Consider the following 20,436-nt stretch of genomic DNA (forward strand, 5'->3'; position numbering starts at 1 on the left):
TATTATCTTTTTATTATCAAATCGATATAAAGCCCAAAAAGATACACATTATTATAACATATTCTATCTATATTTACTAGCAAATAGTACTAAAAATAATTAATATAAGAACATTTGAACTGATTGTTTTGTTACTTTTTAGCATTAAAAACAATAAAAAATAAGATATAAAATAATAATCTTAAAATTTTATATCTTAGTCAATTTCTAATTATCTCTTTGCAATCTTTCTAAACATTTTTAAATATAAACCCATATACACCAAAAGTCCTAAAATAGCAAAGAAAACTGTAGCAATAATACTACCCTCTATTCCATAACTTCCTCCGATTAGTATTTGTTTATCACTAATTGCCTCAACAATAAATATTGAATCAGATACCCTAATCCCACTTATATTAAACCCAAATATCACACCTGAAATACAATTCCAAAAAGCATGAAAAATTGCAATAATTAAAACATTATCAAAATACCAATATAATAATGACATTACAATTGATATTAAAAATATATTTATTAAATCTAGTTTTGATGTAGTCGGATTAGACATACGGAATACTAAGTAAAATAGCGAACTCAATATAATGGCTATCCATTTCCCTTTTTTTGCTGCTAATCTAGTCATCAAATAACCTCTAAAAACAATCTCTTCTAGAAAACCTTGTATTAAAACTAATATAATAAGAATAATTATCATGCCAATATTTAAATCCTTAGATAAGGTTAGCGATACGTTATTCGACATCAATAAAATAGCTACTACTCCTAAAACACTAAATATAGCTAGTCCTAACCCAGCTTTAATAGCTACTAAATTATTTTCTTTATTAAAACCAAAATAATCAATCGTTGTTTTTTCAAAATACTTAATAAAAAATAATAAAATAAAAGCTGAAAATATATACGAACATAAAACAGATATAATATTATACCCAACTATATTTTTAAAGATATATTCAAATAGTATACCTTGTAAAAATGAATATGCAATAATTAGTAAGAATATCGAAGTAAAATTCATTACACCTTTATTTTTTAATAAGTCTACACTTTTCATTCAAATTCTCCTACTTTAATCAGATATTACTATCCTACCATAAATAACAAATTTTAGCTACGATTATAAAAATACTCTTGTTAAAATCTTTTAGTAATCAGCTATTAGTGGTATAATTAATTTATATACTAAACAGGAGGAATACTATGTCATTTTTTTCAAAATTAGGTGAAAATATTATTTTACCTCAAGACGTACTAATTCAATCGAAAGAAACAGCCGCAGTTGTAGGAGCAATAAATGCTACTATCGGTATCGCTACAGCAAACAAAAAAGCAATGGCACTACCATCAATAAACAAAGTCATAACAGAAATAAATAATTCAGAATATTTACCATATTCTCCTACACCAGGATTACCTAAGATGAGAGAACTATGGAAAGAAAAAATCTTAAAAGATAACCCAAAAATCAATGATGAATATTTATCTTTACCAATGGTAACTACAGGTATTACACAAGGTATTGATATTGCGGCAAACTTATTTAGTGAAGCTGGCGATGCTTTACTTTTACCAAATCTATTTTGGCAAAACTACGCACAAATATACACAATTAAATTAGGGAACAACATCTATAAATACAACCAATTTGATGAAAATAATAATTTTAGTGTCGAAAACTTTAAAACAGCACTATATGCAATTAAAGAAGATAAAATTTCATTAATATTAAACTTTCCTAATAACCCAACAGGTTATACGCCATCAAATAAAGAATTAACTCAATTAGTTGAAGTAATTAACATTTTCGCTAAAGAGCACCCAAATAAACAACTTATCATCGTTTCTGATGATGCTTACTTCGGATTATTTTTCGAAGATAATCACAAAACTCCTACTCTTAGTGCAACATATAAACTTGCAGAAAATTCAAACTGCCTAATAGTTAAATTAGATGGAATTACTAAAGAATATTATAGTTGGGGGTTACGTGTAGGTTTCATCACATATTACACAAAGGATGACTCATTACGACTAAAACTTCAAGAAAAAACACAAGGATATTTAAGAAGTACAACATCATCGCCATCAAACTTATCGCAACAAATTGCAATAAGATTACTAGACAACGAAGAATCACTTAAAGAAAAAGAAGAAAATGATAATATTATCCAAGAAAGATATAATGAACTAAAATCAGCTATCACTAAAGAACAAATAGATACTTTAGTTACAGTTTTACCTTTCAACTCTGGTTATTTCTTCACTATTAAACTACCTAGCACAATTAATGCACACGAGTTTAGATTAAAATTCTTAAATGAATACAAATATGGAGTGTATTCAATGGATGATGAGCATATAAGAATAGCATTCTCATGCTTAGATAAAGAATTAATTCTTGAACTTATCACTAAGTTTAAAGAATGTATACAACAATTTTAATAAATAAAACTAGGTGAATTAAATACAGATTCACCTAGTTTTTATTTATTTTACAGATTTTTTCAACAGTTCGACCATATGTTTATTAGCATTCAACTCTATATCATTATTTAATTCAATAAAGTCATAAGTTCCATATTTGTTATCTAATGCAGCTTTGATTAAATAATCTGTTACATTAGGGTTCTTAGGTAAAATTGGACCATGAAGATAAGTTCCAATCAGATTATTGTATAGAATCCCTTCTTTTTTATCTTCATCATTATTTCCGTATCCAACCACTACATTTCCTAATGTTTCATAATTGTGATATGTTCTTCCACCATGATTCTCAAACCCTACAATATTACCAAATTTTTCAGATTCAACTAGTATATTACCTATAAGACGCGGGGCATCTTTTTTCGACTCTGTATAGAAATCTAGTATATTTAATCCTGGTAACTTATCACCATCTACAGTTTTATAATACTCACCAAGAAATTGATAACCACCACAAATAGTAAGAGCTGGAATTCCATCTTCTATTGCAGCTTTGAATTCATTCTTAATCTTACTAAACTGTTCAGTTGCAATACATTGCTCTCTATCAGAGCCACCACCGATAAAAAACATATCACAATCTGTTAGTTTAACACCATCAGTAGATGTAATATTTTCAATCTCAAGGTTAATTCCACGCCATTCACAACGTTTCTTTAGCGCAATCACATTTCCTATATCACCATATAAATTCAATTTATCTGGCATAAAATGATATAATTTTAAATCCATAGAATTATTTCTCCAATTCTCTTTGAGTTTCTACCAATGCTGTATAATTAGGAATAGCAATCGCATATTTTTCAGTATATTCTTTCAACTTAACTACAGCTTCTGATATGTCTTCATAAACAACAATATTAGCTTCTACTTCACTATATTTTAATCTTAGAGCTAATTCCTTTGCCCGCTTTCCAGAACAAACTATATTATTAATATTTTGTCCTGCTAGTATATTGAAATCTGTATCCCATATCCATGATATATCAAATCCATCAGCACCGTTATCATTAAGGACCAATAAGTAGTTTATTTCTTCCTTAATGGAATTAGCAATAGCTAATGATGCATTTAGCCCCGCCGGATTTTTTGCTAAATTTAATAATACTGTAGATCCATTTGCAAAACTAATACTCTGCATACGACCATTAGTAGGAGTATATGTTCCAAGTCCATTTTTTATCTTTTCTTCAGATAACCCTAATTCTTTAAGTAAAGAATAAGCTGCAAGTAAATTATAAATATTGTAATCTCCAGCAAGTTTCGTCTCAATTGCTTCTCCATTATTAATACACATATTAATAAAAGGCTCAACAGTTGCTCTTGTTACTTCATACTTAACGCTTTGATGTTTAAAATCACATTTAGAACAATGATAAAACCCAAGTTGACTATAGTGAACATGATCATAAATCAATTCCATACCACAATTTGGACAGAATTTAGACTCAGAAATCCCAAAATCAGAAAACTGATATGCATCTTTTGCAATTCCAAAATATATATTATCTTCACCATACTTAGAAAGTCTTGTAACAAATGGATCATCACTATTTAAGATTAACTGAATTTTCTTACCTTCAAGCTGTTCTCCAATCGTCGCAATTAATGTGTCTATCTCACCAAATCTATCAATTTGATCTCTAAAGAAGTTATTAATAACAAATTTCGTCGGTGTAATATATTTCATAACACGTTTAATAGAACCTTCATCAATTTCAATAATAGCTAATTTAGTATTATTTCTCCCTTGAATAGCAAACGTTGAGATAATACCATCTAACATATTTGCTCCTTCGAAATTATTAATAAAATTTTCACCAGCAGATCTTAAAGTATGACCTATAAGATTTGATGTTGTCGTTTTTCCATTAGTCCCTGTTACAAAAACAATTTCATCAAAATCACTAGCTAATTTAGTAAGAACATTATCATTTACTTTTCTTAATACCTTACCAGGTAAATCTGTTCCCTTTTTTCCTGCTAATTTACTCGCAGTTCTAGTTAACTTTGCTAAATTTCTATAAAATGCTAGCATATATTCTCCTTTTATAGACTATTTTGTGATGTATCAAATTTATATCCTATTCCCCAAACCGTTACAATCATCTGAGCAACCTTTGGAGATATTTTATCAAATTTTTTTCTAACACGTTTAATATGAGTGTCAACAGTTCTAAGATCTGAATAAAAATCATAATCCCAAACAGCACGAAGTATTTCATTACGCTTAAATGCCTTGTCCGGTGATTTAGCTAAAAATAGTAGCAAATCGAACTCTTTAGGAGTTAACAATACTTCACTGTCATCGACAATAACTTTATGCGAATTAACATCAATGATTAATCCTGGAAAAACAAGTACATCTTTTGCATAAAGTTCTGGAGTATAAAAGACACTTCTCTTTGTTCGCTGAAGAATTGCATTTATCCTTAACATAAGTTCTCTTGGACTAAAAGGTTTAACAACATAGTCATCTGCACCTAATTCAAATCCTTCAACTCTACTTTGTTCATCAGCTTGAGCTGACATGATTATCACCGGTGTCGCCTTAGTCTTTCTAAGTTCCGATAAAATTGATTTCCCATTCAGCATCGGTAGTTGAACATCTAGAAGCACACAAGAATAGTCCATATACTTTAATCTTTCTAAACCATCATGACCATTACTAGCTTCATCAACAATATATCCTTCTTTTTCAAGATACATAGTTAATAATTTTCTAATTCTTTCTTCGTCATCTATTATTAATACTCTCTCTGCCACAATACATCACTTCCTAATTATTTACTTCTCTCCATTTTTAGCCTTATTAATAAGTCTTTTTACTTCATGAATTGTAAGAGGTCTATACTCACCCTTTTTTAGCCCTTCTAAAGTTAAATCTTCTATAGATTCACGTTTTAATTTAATCACCTCATAACCTAATGCTTCAAACATTTTTCTTACTTGGCGATTTTTTCCTTCATGAATTGTTAATCTTACTAGCGTATTTCCACTCTTATTTTTATTTTTAACAATATTTACTTCTGCCTTAGCAGTTTTATAATTATCGATTCTAACCCCATTACGAAGTATTCTCAGATGATTATCTTCTAATTTACCATTAATTTTCGCAACATATGTCTTTTTAATTTTATGTTTAGGGTGTGTTACTAAATTAATAAACTCACCGTCATTTGACATAATAAGTGCGCCTGAAGTATCGTAGTCTAATCTTCCCACAGGTACTACACGTTCATTAACATTTTCAAAAAAGTCTTTTACACATGTACGATCTTTTTCATCAGACATAGACGTAATTACTTTTTCTGGTTTATAGAATAAGTAATATCTCTTATTTTCTTTTAATAATCGTACTCCTTCTACGATAATAATGTCACTCGGTTCCGCTTTGGCTCCTAATTCTTTTATAACTTCACCATTAACACTCACTTTTCCATCAAGAATAAGTTGTTCAGCCTTTCTTCGTGATGTGTACCCTGATGCCGCTATTAATTTTTGCAGTCTTTCTGCCATCTCGTCCTCCTAATTTTGTAAAAATTTATTTATTTCTTCACTAGTAACAATTTCCGATTTAGGTAATTGTTCCAAACTTTCTAATCCAAAAACATCTAAAAATATATCAGTTGTTTCATATAGCTTTGGTTTACCAATAGTATCTAATGTCTTATTAGATACTACAAGTTCTTTACTAACAAGAGAGTGTAATATAGAATCACTACTTACACCCCTTATTTTATCAATTTGAACTTTTGTTATCGGTTGATTATATGCGATAATTGCTAAAGTCTCCAAAGAAGCTTTGGATAACTTAACAAGATTTTTAGATATTACAGCTTTTTTTATTACCTCAGCCATCTCATCTCTTAATAACATTTTGTAAGTTGTACCAAATTTCTTAATTATTAGTGAATTATTAGCATTATTATACTCCTCACAAAATACATTTAGCATATTTTCAGCTTCATGAGACTCAACTTCCATAAAAGTAGAGAAATATTCAATATTAAGCCCTTCTTCACCTTTCATAAAAAGTAAAGCCTCAATTATTTTTTTTATTTCATCTAATAGCATATTAATTTTCCTTCGATTTATATTCTAGAATGATTTCACTATCTTTGTCAACACATAGCAATTCCTGATCTTTAATCATCGCTAATATCCCCATAAAAACCAAAACAACTTCATTCTTTTGCGAATATGACTTAATCAACTCGAAAAATGACATATTTCTTCTGTTTTTAAACTTATTAACTAGTTCTTCTTTCACCTGTTCAAATGAAACTTCTCTACGATAACTTACCAATGACACGTCATTTTCTTTATCTTCAAGAGATCTAAGAATATTCTCCATAGCTCGTAACAACTTCGAAGAAGGCATTCTTAGTGTTTCTATACTACCCTCTACTTCAATATTTACACTTTCTTTATCTAAAAACTGTGCTCTAATTTTTTGAAGATTATCAAGTTTTTCACTAAGTTCCTTGTAATTTTTATAATCAAGAAGCTGTTGAACCAAATCTTCTTCGTCTTCTATAGTTTCATCTTCAAACTTAGGAAGTAAATTTTTACTCTTTATGTGTAATAGTGTTGCTGCCATTACAATATATTCCTCTGCATTTTCTAATGAAAATTCTTCGCTATTATTTATATATTCCAAATAACTCTCTGTTAGACGAGCTATAGGTATATTATAAATATCTATCTCCATCTTTTCAATTAAATGCAAAAGTAAATCAAGTGGGCCTTGAAAAACCTCTAAGTTAACATTATACATCTATTTTATCCTTTAATTAATCGTTTTTCTTGGATGATTCGTCATCATTCTTTTCGATTTATTTCTCTCCAAACTAGAGAAATATAGTTTTAAACTATGAATATTTTTTAAACCTAATAACTCTTGAACCTCTTCTGCAGGCACCTTATCTTCTAGCAGATGAATAGCAAGAGAATTTCTAAAATTCATAGTATTTAGTTCTTTTGTTAATCCTAAATCTTGTTGACGTTTTTTGAATATTTTCCAAAAGCCTTGACGACTAATACCTTCACCGTCATGATTTAAGAACAATTTACTATCATCTTTGATTTTTGGATATTCTTTTTTCAACTCTACTATATAATTTTCAATAGCTTCAACTGATTCTCTATTAAGTGCTATTGTTCTATAGCCATCTTTTTTTCTATATTTTAAATATCCGATAGTAGTATTAACATCTTTAAGTTCTAGATTAATACACTCTGTTGGTTTAATTCCAATAGAATAAGATAATTCAAAAATAGCTTTATCTCTATACCCCATTAAATTGTTCGTTTTCACATCAAGAATTTTAGCAATTTCTTGTCTTGTGAAAATCACTAAATCATGATGATCTTCTTTGTCGATATGAACTTCTATATTTACTCTATTTGGAATAATCTTTTCAATCCATAAATACTCCACAAAGATGTGAACAGTCGAAATAGTTCTTGATAAAGTTGCAGAAGAATAATCCTTATCTTTAAGATAATCAATGTATCTAGATACAAATTCTTCATTTAACCAAGAATAATCTTCAGTAGAATACCCTTTTTCCGCTAAATATAAAAAGATTTTTTTCAAATCCCTATCGTACGAATTAATAGTGTTAGTAGAAAACTCTTTTCTATTTAACAAATATTCATTGAATTTTTTTAATACTGTTTCACTCATAAAAATACCCCCTTAGTATTAAAATTACCCTAATTTTTATTTCTATATTGATTATAACATCTATAAAACTTTATGTAAATGCATTTATAACAATTTTTATTTAAATATAAAAATTTCAAGACGTTTATAAAAGTTAGTAACTAATATCTAAAATCGCCTTGAAATTTTATTATTTTATATTTTTTTTCGCCCAAACTTATGATAAATAGTAGTAACCAAAAATAAGTTAATGCATATAATAATCAGTGGTACAAAAATCGCTTTATGCAAGAAAATCTTTGACATTGCAGCCCCTAAAACTACCCCCGATAAGAACATCGAGATAACCGTAGAATAAATCGCAAGAGGAGTTTTACTTTCTTTTTTCTTCAAAACAACATACTTATATAAATGCTCGCTCATAGAGCGCAGATTACCTGTGCAAAATACACTTGCAAAAACTAAATTATTTACTTTTCTAAAACCATCAAACTGAATTGCACAGATAAATGATATTACAATAGGTCTAATATCTACACCTAAATATTGATGTTTAAATAATATAACCAACAAAGCAAATATTTGTGTAAGCAATAACATATATATGTGTTTAAATATAGATAATTCTTTATACTTCGTTTCGATATGTTTACTTACCAATACTCCTACTATAAAAGACAATATCGGTATTGAATAATGTAAGACCTCTCGAAAGTTTCCTTCAATTAAGTCTATACCTACAAAAATTAAATTTCCTGTCTGTGCATTAGCAAAAATACCATCACAGTTAACAAATGTATAGGCATCGAAAAAACCCCCAACCGCAGTTAACAACAAACAAAACATGAGTTGCTCGTGCACGGGAAGATTTTTATTTATTAAAGTCTCTCGTAAATTCATATTTTTAAAACCATCTCCTAAAATATATTAATCAAATACAGTATCCCATTTTTCTGGATTTTTAGAACATTCAAAACACATCTCCAATTGTTTTTTCGTAGTTCTAGTTAATGATAATTCCGGTAATTCATCTAATGAATAGAACTCGGCACCTAAAGTTTCCGTATTCTCATGAAAATTATGAGAAATATATTCACATAAGACAAATATTTTCACCATACCAAATGGAAAATTAACGTGATGATGTCTATTATAATCAAAGACTGCTACTACTTTTTGTGGTTTAACCACAGCGCCTGCTTCCTCACTTGCTTCTTTTATAACATTTTCTCTAATACTCATATTCACATCTTGATATCCACCTGGTAGCGCCCATTTCCCATCAAATTGTTCCCTAACCAACAGTATCTTATTATCCTTAATTACCGCCGCTCTAGTTTCAACTTTGGGTGTTTGATACCCTATTTCACCAGCAAAATCCATTTTTATCTTTTCAATTGGTAAATCATATTTGAACGACAGCATCTCACATGCAATTTCTCTAATTCTTTCAGAACGTTCTCTATCAAATCTATCCTTACTATATGCCAAACTACACTGCGCTAAAAACTGCAATTCCTGTGCCCAATTTTTCCAAACATCATTTTTTATAACATTTACTATATCTTCTATGTTTTTAATAAAAATTGCATTTTTTACATCTAAAAAATCATATTCTTCACTTAATAAAAAAACATTTATTAACTTATCACTCAGCCTATCTTTATCATTAGTTAAATACAATGCATTTCTATCCACAATTTTTGAATCTTTTATAAAACTAAAAGGTATAGCATAATCATTAAATATTCTCCTAATTTCATCAGTTATTAAATTTTCAATATTATCATCTATGTATACTTTTTGGTACATCAGTAACCTCCACGTTGTATATATTATAACATAATTTTTATTTATATCTACAATTTATAAAATCTTAATATCGTTTTCATAGAATTCCCTATAAAAGTCCATCTCACATATCATTATTATAATTCTACACCTTTTCTCTATAATTTAAAAGATATATAAATACATAAAATATCAATAAAAATCTTGCTAGTTTATAAGAATAGTTGTATAATAGATATTGTAGATAAAATTTAAGGAGTGGTGACAATGAAATATATTATTTCACTTATTTGGTCGTTTATATTTTCAGCTGTTATAGTATTTATCGTTTCATCTATTTTGGGAACTAATGGTGAGATTAATACACTTCGTGACTGTGCAATACTTGCTGTATTATTTACAATTTTTGTTGCGCTATTAGACGTAGTAGGTTTAGATAAAAAACGCGAAGAAAAATAATTTTTTAGTAAATACATAAAAATTTTGTAAGTAGGTATTGAGGAGTGTTTCCTCCTTCCTACTTTTTCTTTAAATATAGGAGATAATTATATGAACAATGTTCTTGCAACTATGTGCTACGTTGATGATGGCGAAAGTTTTTTAATGTTAAAAAGAAATAAAAAAGAAAATGATATACATGAAGGTTTAACAATTAGTGTTGGTGGAAAATTCGAACCAGGTGAAAGTCCAGAAGACTGTGTCATTAGAGAAGTTAAAGAAGAAACAAATCTTGACATAATAAAACCGAAACTTAGAGGGATTATAACGTTCCCTAATTTCGATGGTGAAAAAGACTGGTACACTTACGTATATACTGCGACAAATTATAAAGGAAGTTTGACTGAAGATTGCAACGAAGGCGATCTAATATGGGTGAAAAAATCAGAAATACACAATATAAAAACATGGGAAGGAGATTATATCTTTCTTGATTGGTTAGTCAAAGATAAACCATTCTTCTCAGCTAAATTCAACTATAAAGATAATATATTTATCGATTATGAAGTAACATTTTATGAATAAATAGAGGGATAATATTATGGATATTAAAATTAATACAGAGTTCAAACAATATTTTATAGTAGAAGAAAATCATACTGCTAAAAATATGGGGAGTGGTGATTTAGATGTACTTGCAACACCAAGTCTTGTTGCATTTATGGAAAACGCCGCTAAAAATTACTTGAATACCTTCCTAACAGATGACTTAGGTAGTGTTGGTAGCAACATCAATATAAATCACCTAGCGCCTACTCTTGTCGGTAAAGAAATCACCGTTCAAGGTCAGGTAACAGAAATTATCAAAGAAAAAATTATAGTTTTTTCTTTGGAAGCTTTTGAGGCAGATAAAAAAATTGGGGATGCTACGCACACTAGAGTAATCATTAATAACGAAAAATTCTTAAGCAAACTTTCATAAGAAACATTAAAATTATCATAAATAGCAAAAAAAGAAAGACCGTACACAAACGATCTTTCTTTTTTTACAATTTTATTTTTTAAAATTCATTAGAAAACATTAATTCTAAGAAATATTCTTTTAGAACTTTGATATAAGTCCCTTTCATTCCTAACGACTTAGATTCAATAATTCCCGCACTTTCTAATTTTCTTAATGCATTTACGATTACAGATCTAGTAATTCCTACTCTATCAGCAATTTTACTAGCGATAAGTAACCCTTCAGTCCCATCTAATTCTCTAAAGATATGTTCAATAGCTTCCTTTTCTGAGAAAGATAATGAATTTAATGCCATATTAACCATATCTTTATCACGCGCTAAGTTTTTCTCTTTATCTTGTTTCTCATGCAGAATTTCTATTCCTACTACTGTTGATGCATATTCAGCTAATACTAAATCGTCATCTTTAAAGTCACTGTCCATTCTACCTATAACTAATGTCCCAAGACGATCTCCCCCACCTCTAATAGGTAAGATTACAGTATAGCTATTTCCTTCAAAACGCTCGTGTTCTTCTTCTGGAAAAATTGACAATGGATCTTGAAATGGAATATTAACTTTTGTGGCATAAACTTTTAAAGTTGCATCTAAGTATGCTTTAGGCACTTTTCTTGCTTGAATAATTTGTTCCATTCGTTCATTAGAATAATCAACTATAGAATCATATCCAAGAATATTACCTTCAGTATCAAGAATATATACGACTGAATCTAGAATTGGACTAAGACGCATAGCCATAGCTTCAAAATCTACATTTTCATGGCGTCCTTCTTGTAAAATTGTACTTATTTTTCTTGTTTTTTGTAATAAACTTGCCATTAATTTTCTCCTTACAAAATACTTCCTAGCTTATTATACCATTAATTTTAATAAATTGTAAGACTTTTTAAAAATTAATTTAATCAATTTTGAAATTTTCTAACATTTCAAGTGATCTTTTAGCATATCTTTCGTATTTTTCCTTTTTATCTTTAATTCTTTCTGGAAGTGGTTTAATAATTCCAAAATTTGCATTCATAGGTTGGAAATTTTTACTTGTATTATCTACGATATAATTTGCCATTGCACCTATCATAGTTTCTGTTGGGAATACTACTTCCTTATCTTCTGTATTGTGTAGAGCATTTAATGCTGCCACAATTCCTGAAGCTGCACTTTCAACATATCCTTCTACCCCTGTCATTTGACCAGCAAAATAGATGTTTTTCTCTTCTTTTAATCTATAAGTTTTTTCTAATAATTGTGGAGAATTTAAGTATGTATTTCTATGCATAACTCCATAACGGACAATATTAGCATTTTCTAATCCTGGAATCATGTTAATAATTCTCTTTTGTTCTCCCCACTTAAGATGTGTTTGGAATCCTACGATATTATATAAAGTCCCTTCGCTATTATCTTGACGTAATTGTACAACAGCATATGGACGTTTATCAGTTTTTGGATCTTCTAAACCTACTGGTTTCATAGGTCCAAATAATAAAGTTTTTTCTCCACGTTTCGCCATTTCTTCAAAAGGCATACAACCTTCAAAATAAATTTCTTTTTCAAATTCTTTTAATGGTGCTGCTTCCGCATTTATCAATTCATTATAAAAATTAAAGAATTCTTCTTTTGTCATCGGACAATTTAAGTACGCAGCTTCACCCTTATCATATCTTGATTTAAGGTAAACTTTATCCATATCGATTGAATCTTTCTCGATAATAGGAGCGGCTGCATCGTAGAAGTATAATCCATCTTGTTTCGTATAATTTCTGATATCTTGGCTTAGTGCGTCTGATGTAAGTGGACCAGTTGCAACAATTACAGGAATATCACCTTTAGGTATTGTTGGTAACTCCTCACCAATTACATTAATATTTGGATGATTTTTAATAGTTTCAGTAATCATCTCTGAGAATTTGTCTCTATCTACAGCTAATGCTCCACCTGCTGGTACTTGAGTCGCATCTGCACATTTAATTATAATAGAATCTAACATTCTCATTTCTTCTTTTAAAAGACCAACAGCATTTGTTACGTTATTAGCTCTTAATGAGTTAGAACATACTAATTCTCCAAAATTTTGAGTCTTGTGCGCAGGTGTCATTTTTTTAGGTCTCATTTCGTAAAGATCTACTTTAACTCCACGTTTTGCTAGTTGCCAAGCAGCTTCACTTCCTGCTAAACCAGCACCTATTACTATTACTTTTTTTTCCATTAATCGTCTCTCTTTCTATCTTTATAGTAATCCAGAAAAATCATCTTTTTCTTCTTTTTTAACTTCTTGTTCTCTCATATCTTGAGTAACTACTCTACCATTCTTATCGAATAGATATGTTTCCACACTAGCTAGTGTCTCAGCAATTAGATCAGAATAGTCATCACGAGCTTCATAAGCTGTTATTTTTTCTAATCTTGGTTTAGTTTTCGGTGCTTTAGGTGTGAAGATTGTACAACAATCTTCAAACGGTAAATTAGAAATTTCTAAAGTATCTATTTCTTGTGCTATTTTAATTATATCAACTTTATCCATAGTTAATAATGGACGTAGAACTGGTAAATTAGTTACCTCATTAATACAATTCATTGACTCAAGCGTTTGCGATGCTACTTGACCAAGAGATTCACCTGTAGCAATAGCTAAACAACCTTCTTTTTTCGCTACTTCTTCAGCGATACGCAACATAAATCTTCTAGTTGAAGTCATTGTATAATTTGAAGGTACACGTTTTACAATTTCTGTTTGTAGTTTTGTAAAGTTTACAACATGAAGTTTAATTTTACCTACAACTTGACTTAATTTAATTGTTAAATCAAAAATCTTTTGTAAAGCCTCAGCTGAAGTAAATGGCGGTGATTGGAAGTGAATCATTTCAACTTCTACACCTTTAACCTGTAAAGTATGAGCAGCAACCGGAGAATCGATACCTCCTGATAATAACAACAATGCTTTAGAAGAAGTATTTACCGGGAATCCTCCTACCCCTTTAATAAAGTCAGTAAAGATAAAAATTCCTTCACTTCGTACTTCAACATTAATTATAAAATCCGGTTGTTTAACATTTACTTTTAAATTCTTATAATTAATTAAAACATGACTTCCAAATACGTTATTTAATTCGTTAGTATTGTGTGGGAAGTTTTTATTTGGTCTTTTTGTTTGGATTTTGAATTTATACTCTTTATCCAATTTAGTTTCTAAAAGTCTATCAATAACTTTTTTTGCTTCTTCAACATCTAATCCTGCTCTTAATACAGGAGAAAAATTGTGAATACCTGGAACTTTTTTTAATCTCTCCATGATTTCTTGAACATCTTCATTATGAGCTAGATGAATATACATTCTATCTCTTTTTGTTTGGACATGGAAACCTGTTAATCCTTGAAGATTGTAACGAATATTTTTAGTTAATTTTTTTAAAAACTCATTTCTGTTACCAGACTTCAATGTAAGTTCTCCATATCTTACTATAATATGACTAAATTCCACTTTCAATTACCTCTTTAAATTTTTTATTATATTCATCAATGAATACTTCAATAAATGTTTCAACTTCTTGTTTAGTAGTCTCATTTGAAAAACTTACACGAATGCTTCCCTCTATATTCTCTCTTGACAGCCCTCTTGCAAAAAGTGCTTCGTTAAGATGAAAAGTTTTAGATGAGCACGCACTTGTCGTTGAAACCATTATCCCCCTTTCATTAAGGGCATTAACTATTGCTTCTCCTTTTATTTTAGGTAAGCTTATATTTATAATTGAATCAATATACTTTTCATTTAAAGGTGAATTAATCACCATGTGCTTGTATTTTGAAAATTCATTAACAATCATAGCCTTAAATTCTCTATGTTTTATTTTTACAGCTTCTACTTTTTCTTGTGATAATCTCAGAGCTTTCGCAAGACTTGCCGCAGCTGCAACATTTACCGTTCCACTACGTAAACCGTCCTCTTGACCTCCACCAAAAGTTATATTGTGAACTGTTCTTCTAGATTTTAAATACAGTACACCAATACCTTTTATACCATGAAATTTATGTGCTGAAATAGCATAGCTATCAACTTTTGATAAATCAAGTTTATCTTTTAATACCCCCTGTACTCCATCAACATGGAAGTGAACCTTCGGATAATCTTTTAATATTTCTGAAATTTCTTCTATTGGTTGAATTACTCCAAAAACATTATTAACCTGCATTACACTTAATAAAATCGTCTCTTTTGTTAGTAGTATTTTTAGATGATTTAAATCGACTACTCCATCTTCATCAACATTTAAATAGTCTAATATGAACCCTCTTCTTTCTAATTCTCTAAAAGATTCTAAAACTGACGGATGTTCAATTTTTGAAACAATAATTCTATTACCAAAATCTTTTTTATGTTCAACACTTCCAAGTAAAGCTATGTTATTACTTTCAGTAGCGCAAGATGTAAAAAATATACTGTCTTCCGCCACTTGTAAGATAGATGCTACTTGTCCTCTGGCAGCTGAAAGAAGTTTATTAGTCGTTTTTCCAAACTTATTGATACTAGCAGCATTACCAAAATAAGAATTGTTAACTTCAACAAATGTATCAAGCACTTCTTTATACGGTTTAGTTGTAGCACAATTATCTAAATATATCATACTATCTACCTTTCTTCTTTTATTATATATATTTCTAATTTTAAAATTATTACATTTTAAACCACCTTAAAGTATATAACAAAATAGATATTTTATCAATTAAAGTGGCTATTGTTAATAAAACTAATTCATTCATGTTAATTCCCAAATTAAAGAAGCAACTGAAAAATCATAATTTTGAAGAAATCGATTATTTCAAGTCACTCATTCAAAGTTTATTAGACATCTAAAAAGCTTTTATAAAGCAAATTTAGATATCAATAAATCACTACGTTTATGAATTCTCATATAAATTTTTTTAAAATTTTGACTCAAATACCTAACCAGAAACTATTTCTAAGGTAGAATCTACGTTAAAAATTCACCACTAATTCACTCGATTATAATTTTTAGATTAATACCTTATAGCGCTACTTTGTTAATAAATAATTAAAAAAGGAACAACTAGTAACTATCATTTCTCATAGTTACTAGTTGTTCATTGCCTTCAAGCAGCCCTATTCTATATATTCATTACCTACAACATCTTTAAGAATCTGGTCCCATTTCGGTAAATTACGGTCTATTCTAATAGCACGATCACTATCAGTACCAAGAATATTATGTGAACTTGTAGCAAGGATTACTACCTCACCATCTACATAAAATTCGTAAGAAAATATAGTTTTAATACCGCTATGTTTTTCTATCCACGTCTTAATAAATATATCTTGACTATTATATCTAATATTCGACCTAATTGAATACCTAACATCAATATCGGCATAATATAAATTATAATTCATTAATGAATCAATATCTATTCCTAAGCCATTTAAATAATATTTCTTAGCCAAATTCATCCAATCATAAACATATTTATTATCTAAAAAACCTGCTTGATTGAAGAATTTTTTTTCTAATTTAAATTTTATTGTTTTTTCGTACACTTTATTTCTCCTTTGCAATCAACTCTGAAATTTTCTCCATTAAAATTGCAGTAATCTCATCGTGACTCTTACCTTCTTCTTTTAATGAAGCAGCATCAATTTCATCACCAATTACAATCTTAATACTAGAAAAAATTCTGAAATTTTTATCAGGGATAATTGCAAATGGGATAATTTTAGTTTTTGCTCTTGTTGCTATGAATGATGCTCCATTGTGAGACTCCCCTAAATCTAATTCTTTCGAATGTGAACGCGTTCCTTCAGGAAAAATCCCAACAACTTCACCTTCTCTAAGCAATTTTATGCTATTATTAATCGCAGCTCTATCAAACGTTCCTCGCTTAATTGGAATTGCTCCTGTAGCTTCCAAAGCCTGTTTTACAAAAATTATTTTAAACAATTCTTCTTTCGCAATAAAACGAATTTTTTTATCAAAAAATGCTGGGAACAATAGTGGATCATGATTACTAAGATGATTTCCTGAAATTACAACACCTTTAGCATTTTCTATTTTTTCTTTATTGATAATAGTGACTTTATAAAAAATCTTATAGTACAGCGCCAATAAACTTCTAATAAAATTATACATAGTACTCTCCTGCTAATTTCTACTTTCTACACTTTTTACCAATTCAGTCATTTTCACAACAACCTCATCAATAGTCATACTTGTTGTATCTAATAATATTGCAGAATCCACCTTAACAAGTGGTGCAATATCTCTATTTTCATCCTGCCAATCTCGCTCTTTAATGTCTTCTTTTACTTTTTCGAAGTCTACATTTGCAATACCTTGACGTTCAAAATCCAATACTCTTCTTCTCGCTCTTTCTTCAACAGATGCCGTTAAAAATATTTTAACATCCGCATTCGGAAGTACTACAGACGCAATATCTCTACCGTCCATAATAATATTATTGGTATTGGCTAGATTTCTTTGAGTATCGATTAAAAAATCCCTCACCGCTGGAGATTTAGCGAATAACGAAGTAAATTTCGATACTTCTTCAGTTCGAATCTTATCACTTACTTCCTCATCATTAACATAAACGTATTGAACACCATCTACATATTCAACTCTGAAATCAATTTTATTTAATAATTCTTTAATTTTTTCTTCTTCTAATTCATCTAATCCATTAGATAAGAAATTATACGTTAAAGCTCTATACATTGCACCAGTATCAACATAGTTGAATCCTAATGACTTTGCTACCATTTTTGTTATTGTACTTTTTCCTGATCCTGCTGGCCCATCTACAGCCACCGATACATATTTCATCATTTACCTCTCAGACAAATTTTTTCATTATTTATTATAGCATAGTCTCGATTCAAACACTAGAATTAAAGTGAAAAAAGTTAATATACATATCTATTTTGAAAATACAATTTTCTTACACTCGATAAGCTGAACAGGATTGTTTGGATTTTCAATTAATTCATCAGAAATCGTTAAACAGTTATCTTTAGAACATAATTTTTCTAATTCTTTACGATTTTCGTATTTTTTATATTTATATGTCGGCATTAATGCAAATAAAGTAAAGTTATCTCCTCTTTGTTCTTTATAAATATCCTTGAATACCGTGAAAGGAGAATCGATAAGCCACATTCCCCTTAATCTTAAACTAGTTATCCCCAATGGATCAATTCTATTTATCCTTCCTAATTCATTAGTTTTAGAAAATTCAAATTCTTCTGTTTCTACAATACTCTTCTTTAATCTTTCAAAATTATTTTCATATATTTCTTTATCCGCACAATAAACCTCACCATCTATGAAAGCTAACTCCTTTAAGTAATTATCTTTTACAAATCCTATTGCATACATAAAGTCTTTTTCAACCCAGCTCTCTGCATTTTTTGCACCTTTACTTAACCTTGGATTATCATGAAACAGCTTAGATTTCGGATATGAACTATTTAATTGTAATTGATTGCTTTTTGATTCAATCTTTTTCACTTCCAAAGCTATCCCATCTCTTATCATTGCATCTGGTGGATTAGAAGTATTACCTTTATATGAAAACACTTGTGAATATCTTTCTTTACGTATCTTCTCATCATTCTCTAGGATTGTATTGGCAAAACTATCCATAATATACTTTTCTAAAGCTAATCCCATAGAATTTGCTCTATTATTACTAATATATATGTCTAGAAGAGAAAAGTTATTTGTTTTTATAATATTAAGTATTGCATCGATAACATTAGTTGTCATTTTTATCCTCCTCTTTAAGTATGTTTTTATAGATAAAATCAGCAATTGGTTGTGTTATTGCCTTAGCAAGTAATACCGGAACAGCATTACCAATTTGTTTATATATTTTATCAACTTTACTATTTTCGCTTATTTTTTCATTATTTCCATCAGAAAATTCAAACCAATCTGGAAACGTTTGAATTCTAGCGATTTCTCTTATAGATAATCGTCTATTAAGCATCCCTTTAAATTCCCATTTGTTAGAATCTATTTTATTCATTGGTTCCCCCCCAGGATGTTGTGGGGCTTGACGTCCTGATGCTTGAATAGTAAAACTTTGCTCATTCCAACTTTTCTTTCTATTTCTACTCATATAAATAGATGAATAGTCACCTTCATATATTCTCCCAGGATTTTCTACTAAATCACCTATTGCATCTTTTAGTGTTAAATACGGTTTTTTAGAAGAAAATAAATTTATTTTTTCTCTTGCATCATGCGTACTCTCGGGAAGTTGATACCTATAACCATATTTCTTCTCAATCTTTTCTTTATGGACCCCTACTAAAAATACACGTTCTCTTAATTGTGGAACACCATAGTCCCTTGCATTAACCAAATGAGCAGATACTGTATATCCAGCAGCTGAAAAATCATCTATAATCTGGCGGAGCACCTCTCCTTTACCTAAAGTCATCATTCCCTTAACATTTTCAGCGATGAAGAATTCTGGTTGTGATTGCATTAAAGCACGAATAAAATGAATATAAAGAAAATTTCTTTTATCATCTATCAAACGTGGTCCTGCTTCTGAGAACCCCGGACAAGGAAATCCCCCAATCATAACTTGACAACGAGGAAATTCAGCGACCTTCCTTATATCTTTCTCAAGTTTAATAATCGAATTTGAAAAATTATTTCGATACGTTTCATTAGCTTCTTTAAACATATCATTCGTAAAAATAGTATTAAAAATACCTTCTTCTCTAATTTTATCAAACTCCTCTTTCGTTGAATTATAACATTTTGATAATACGTCTTCTCCTAAGACACTTGCCAAGCCTGCCAATTCAACACCTAAATCCAATCCCCCAGCTCCACTAAAAAGAGAAACTACATTAAACTTATTTTTCCTATACTCAATCTTATTTAACTGTATTCTCTCATCTTCCTCTTGGATAACTTTCATATTTTCTTCATTTATTTTCTCTAATAGAATATCGTTTATTTCTTTTCTTGACAACTTTCTTCTAGTTTCTATGTTAATCAC

Annotated in this window: 23 protein-coding genes; 4 read left to right on the forward strand and 19 right to left on the reverse strand. The window is 29.4% G+C overall.

What is annotated here, in order from left to right; all coding sequences use genetic code 11:
• Positions 1-211: 211 nt before the first annotated feature.
• Positions 212-1,060, reverse strand: coding sequence for a type II CAAX endopeptidase family protein (locus RWQ74_RS02715; protein ID WP_314396564.1), 849 nt, complete (start codon positions 1,058-1,060; stop codon positions 212-214).
• Between the two features lie 146 nt (positions 1,061-1,206).
• On the opposite strand from RWQ74_RS02715, the gene RWQ74_RS02720 reads away from it, so the two are divergent.
• The gene (locus RWQ74_RS02720; protein ID WP_314396566.1) at positions 1,207-2,448 is read left to right on the forward strand and encodes an aminotransferase class I/II-fold pyridoxal phosphate-dependent enzyme; all 1,242 of its coding nucleotides are present in this window, start codon (positions 1,207-1,209) and stop codon (positions 2,446-2,448) included.
• A gap of 45 nt (positions 2,449-2,493) precedes the next feature.
• Here RWQ74_RS02720 and RWQ74_RS02725 read toward each other — a convergent pair whose 3' ends face one another.
• The 9 genes from RWQ74_RS02725 to RWQ74_RS02765 all read right to left on the reverse strand — a co-directional run bounded on the left by RWQ74_RS02725 (position 2,494) and on the right by RWQ74_RS02765 (position 9,973).
• Positions 2,494-3,222, reverse strand: a complete 729-nt coding sequence (locus tag RWQ74_RS02725; protein ID WP_314396568.1) for a glutamine amidotransferase — start codon at positions 3,220-3,222, stop codon at positions 2,494-2,496.
• A 4-nt stretch (positions 3,223-3,226) separates the two neighbouring features.
• Entirely contained in the window at positions 3,227-4,528 is a 1,302-nt protein-coding gene (locus RWQ74_RS02730; protein ID WP_314396570.1) for a MurT ligase domain-containing protein, read from the reverse strand.
• Between the two features lie 11 nt (positions 4,529-4,539).
• On the reverse strand, positions 4,540-5,256 hold the full coding sequence (locus RWQ74_RS02735) for a response regulator transcription factor (RefSeq protein WP_314396571.1): 717 nt from the start codon (positions 5,254-5,256) through the stop codon (positions 4,540-4,542).
• Between the two features lie 21 nt (positions 5,257-5,277).
• A complete protein-coding gene (locus RWQ74_RS02740) occupies positions 5,278-6,009 on the reverse strand; it encodes a pseudouridine synthase (RefSeq protein ID WP_314396572.1) in 732 nt (243 codons plus the stop codon).
• Between the two features lie 9 nt (positions 6,010-6,018).
• Positions 6,019-6,567 (reverse strand): SMC-Scp complex subunit ScpB, encoded by a 549-nt coding sequence (gene scpB, locus RWQ74_RS02745; protein WP_314396574.1) that lies wholly within the window; start codon positions 6,565-6,567, stop codon positions 6,019-6,021.
• Between the two features lies 1 nt (position 6,568).
• Positions 6,569-7,270 (reverse strand): segregation/condensation protein A, encoded by a 702-nt coding sequence (locus RWQ74_RS02750; RefSeq protein ID WP_314396576.1) that lies wholly within the window; start codon positions 7,268-7,270, stop codon positions 6,569-6,571.
• Positions 7,271-7,282: 12 nt separating this feature from the next.
• Positions 7,283-8,182, reverse strand: a complete 900-nt coding sequence (locus RWQ74_RS02755; RefSeq protein ID WP_314396578.1) for a tyrosine-type recombinase/integrase — start codon at positions 8,180-8,182, stop codon at positions 7,283-7,285.
• A gap of 174 nt (positions 8,183-8,356) precedes the next feature.
• Complete coding sequence (locus tag RWQ74_RS02760) at positions 8,357-9,061, reverse strand: YoaK family protein (RefSeq protein WP_314396580.1); 705 nt, start codon at positions 9,059-9,061, stop codon at positions 8,357-8,359.
• Between the two features lie 27 nt (positions 9,062-9,088).
• Entirely contained in the window at positions 9,089-9,973 is an 885-nt protein-coding gene (locus RWQ74_RS02765; RefSeq protein WP_314396582.1) for an NUDIX hydrolase, read from the reverse strand.
• A gap of 246 nt (positions 9,974-10,219) precedes the next feature.
• Here RWQ74_RS02765 and RWQ74_RS02770 point away from each other — a divergent pair, with 246 nt between their 5' ends.
• From RWQ74_RS02770 to RWQ74_RS02780, 3 genes are all read left to right on the forward strand, one after another.
• Positions 10,220-10,411, forward strand: coding sequence for a DUF2929 family protein (locus tag RWQ74_RS02770; protein WP_314160204.1), 192 nt, complete (start codon positions 10,220-10,222; stop codon positions 10,409-10,411).
• Between the two features lie 90 nt (positions 10,412-10,501).
• Positions 10,502-10,975: an 8-oxo-dGTP diphosphatase gene (locus RWQ74_RS02775; RefSeq protein ID WP_314396584.1), complete on the forward strand. Its 474-nt coding sequence runs from the start codon at positions 10,502-10,504 to the stop codon at positions 10,973-10,975.
• A 16-nt stretch (positions 10,976-10,991) separates the two neighbouring features.
• On the forward strand, positions 10,992-11,372 hold the full coding sequence (locus RWQ74_RS02780) for a thioesterase family protein (protein WP_314396586.1): 381 nt from the start codon (positions 10,992-10,994) through the stop codon (positions 11,370-11,372).
• Between the two features lie 79 nt (positions 11,373-11,451).
• On the opposite strand, the gene codY is transcribed toward RWQ74_RS02780, so the two are convergent.
• The 9 genes from codY to RWQ74_RS02825 form a co-directional block, all read right to left on the reverse strand.
• On the reverse strand, positions 11,452-12,234 hold the full coding sequence (gene codY, locus RWQ74_RS02785) for a GTP-sensing pleiotropic transcriptional regulator CodY (protein WP_314396588.1): 783 nt from the start codon (positions 12,232-12,234) through the stop codon (positions 11,452-11,454).
• Between the two features lie 79 nt (positions 12,235-12,313).
• Positions 12,314-13,618, reverse strand: coding sequence for an FADH(2)-oxidizing methylenetetrahydrofolate--tRNA-(uracil(54)-C(5))-methyltransferase TrmFO (gene trmFO / locus RWQ74_RS02790; protein ID WP_314396589.1), 1,305 nt, complete (start codon positions 13,616-13,618; stop codon positions 12,314-12,316).
• A gap of 21 nt (positions 13,619-13,639) precedes the next feature.
• Positions 13,640-14,890 (reverse strand): tRNA uracil 4-sulfurtransferase ThiI, encoded by a 1,251-nt coding sequence (thiI, locus tag RWQ74_RS02795; RefSeq protein WP_314396591.1) that lies wholly within the window; start codon positions 14,888-14,890, stop codon positions 13,640-13,642.
• Positions 14,880-16,031, reverse strand: a complete 1,152-nt coding sequence (locus RWQ74_RS02800) for a cysteine desulfurase family protein (RefSeq protein WP_314396593.1) — start codon at positions 16,029-16,031, stop codon at positions 14,880-14,882. Before RWQ74_RS02800 ends, thiI begins: the two co-directional genes overlap by 11 nt.
• A gap of 497 nt (positions 16,032-16,528) precedes the next feature.
• The gene (locus RWQ74_RS02805; protein WP_314396595.1) at positions 16,529-16,960 is read right to left on the reverse strand and encodes a hypothetical protein; all 432 of its coding nucleotides are present in this window, start codon (positions 16,958-16,960) and stop codon (positions 16,529-16,531) included.
• A gap of 1 nt (position 16,961) precedes the next feature.
• Complete coding sequence (locus RWQ74_RS02810; RefSeq protein ID WP_314396597.1) at positions 16,962-17,549, reverse strand: lysophospholipid acyltransferase family protein; 588 nt, start codon at positions 17,547-17,549, stop codon at positions 16,962-16,964.
• Positions 17,550-17,561: 12 nt separating this feature from the next.
• Positions 17,562-18,242, reverse strand: coding sequence for a (d)CMP kinase (cmk, locus tag RWQ74_RS02815; RefSeq protein WP_314396599.1), 681 nt, complete (start codon positions 18,240-18,242; stop codon positions 17,562-17,564).
• Positions 18,243-18,335: 93 nt separating this feature from the next.
• A complete protein-coding gene (locus RWQ74_RS02820) occupies positions 18,336-19,184 on the reverse strand; it encodes an NgoPII family restriction endonuclease (RefSeq protein ID WP_314396601.1) in 849 nt (282 codons plus the stop codon).
• Positions 19,174-20,436, reverse strand: coding sequence for a DNA cytosine methyltransferase (locus tag RWQ74_RS02825; protein ID WP_314396603.1), 1,263 nt, complete (start codon positions 20,434-20,436; stop codon positions 19,174-19,176). The genes RWQ74_RS02820 and RWQ74_RS02825 overlap by 11 nt, the downstream gene beginning before the upstream one ends.

Origin of the sequence: uncultured Gemella sp. (genome assembly GCF_963525165.1) — a bacterium.
Lineage (GTDB): Bacteria > Bacillota > Bacilli > Staphylococcales > Gemellaceae > Gemella.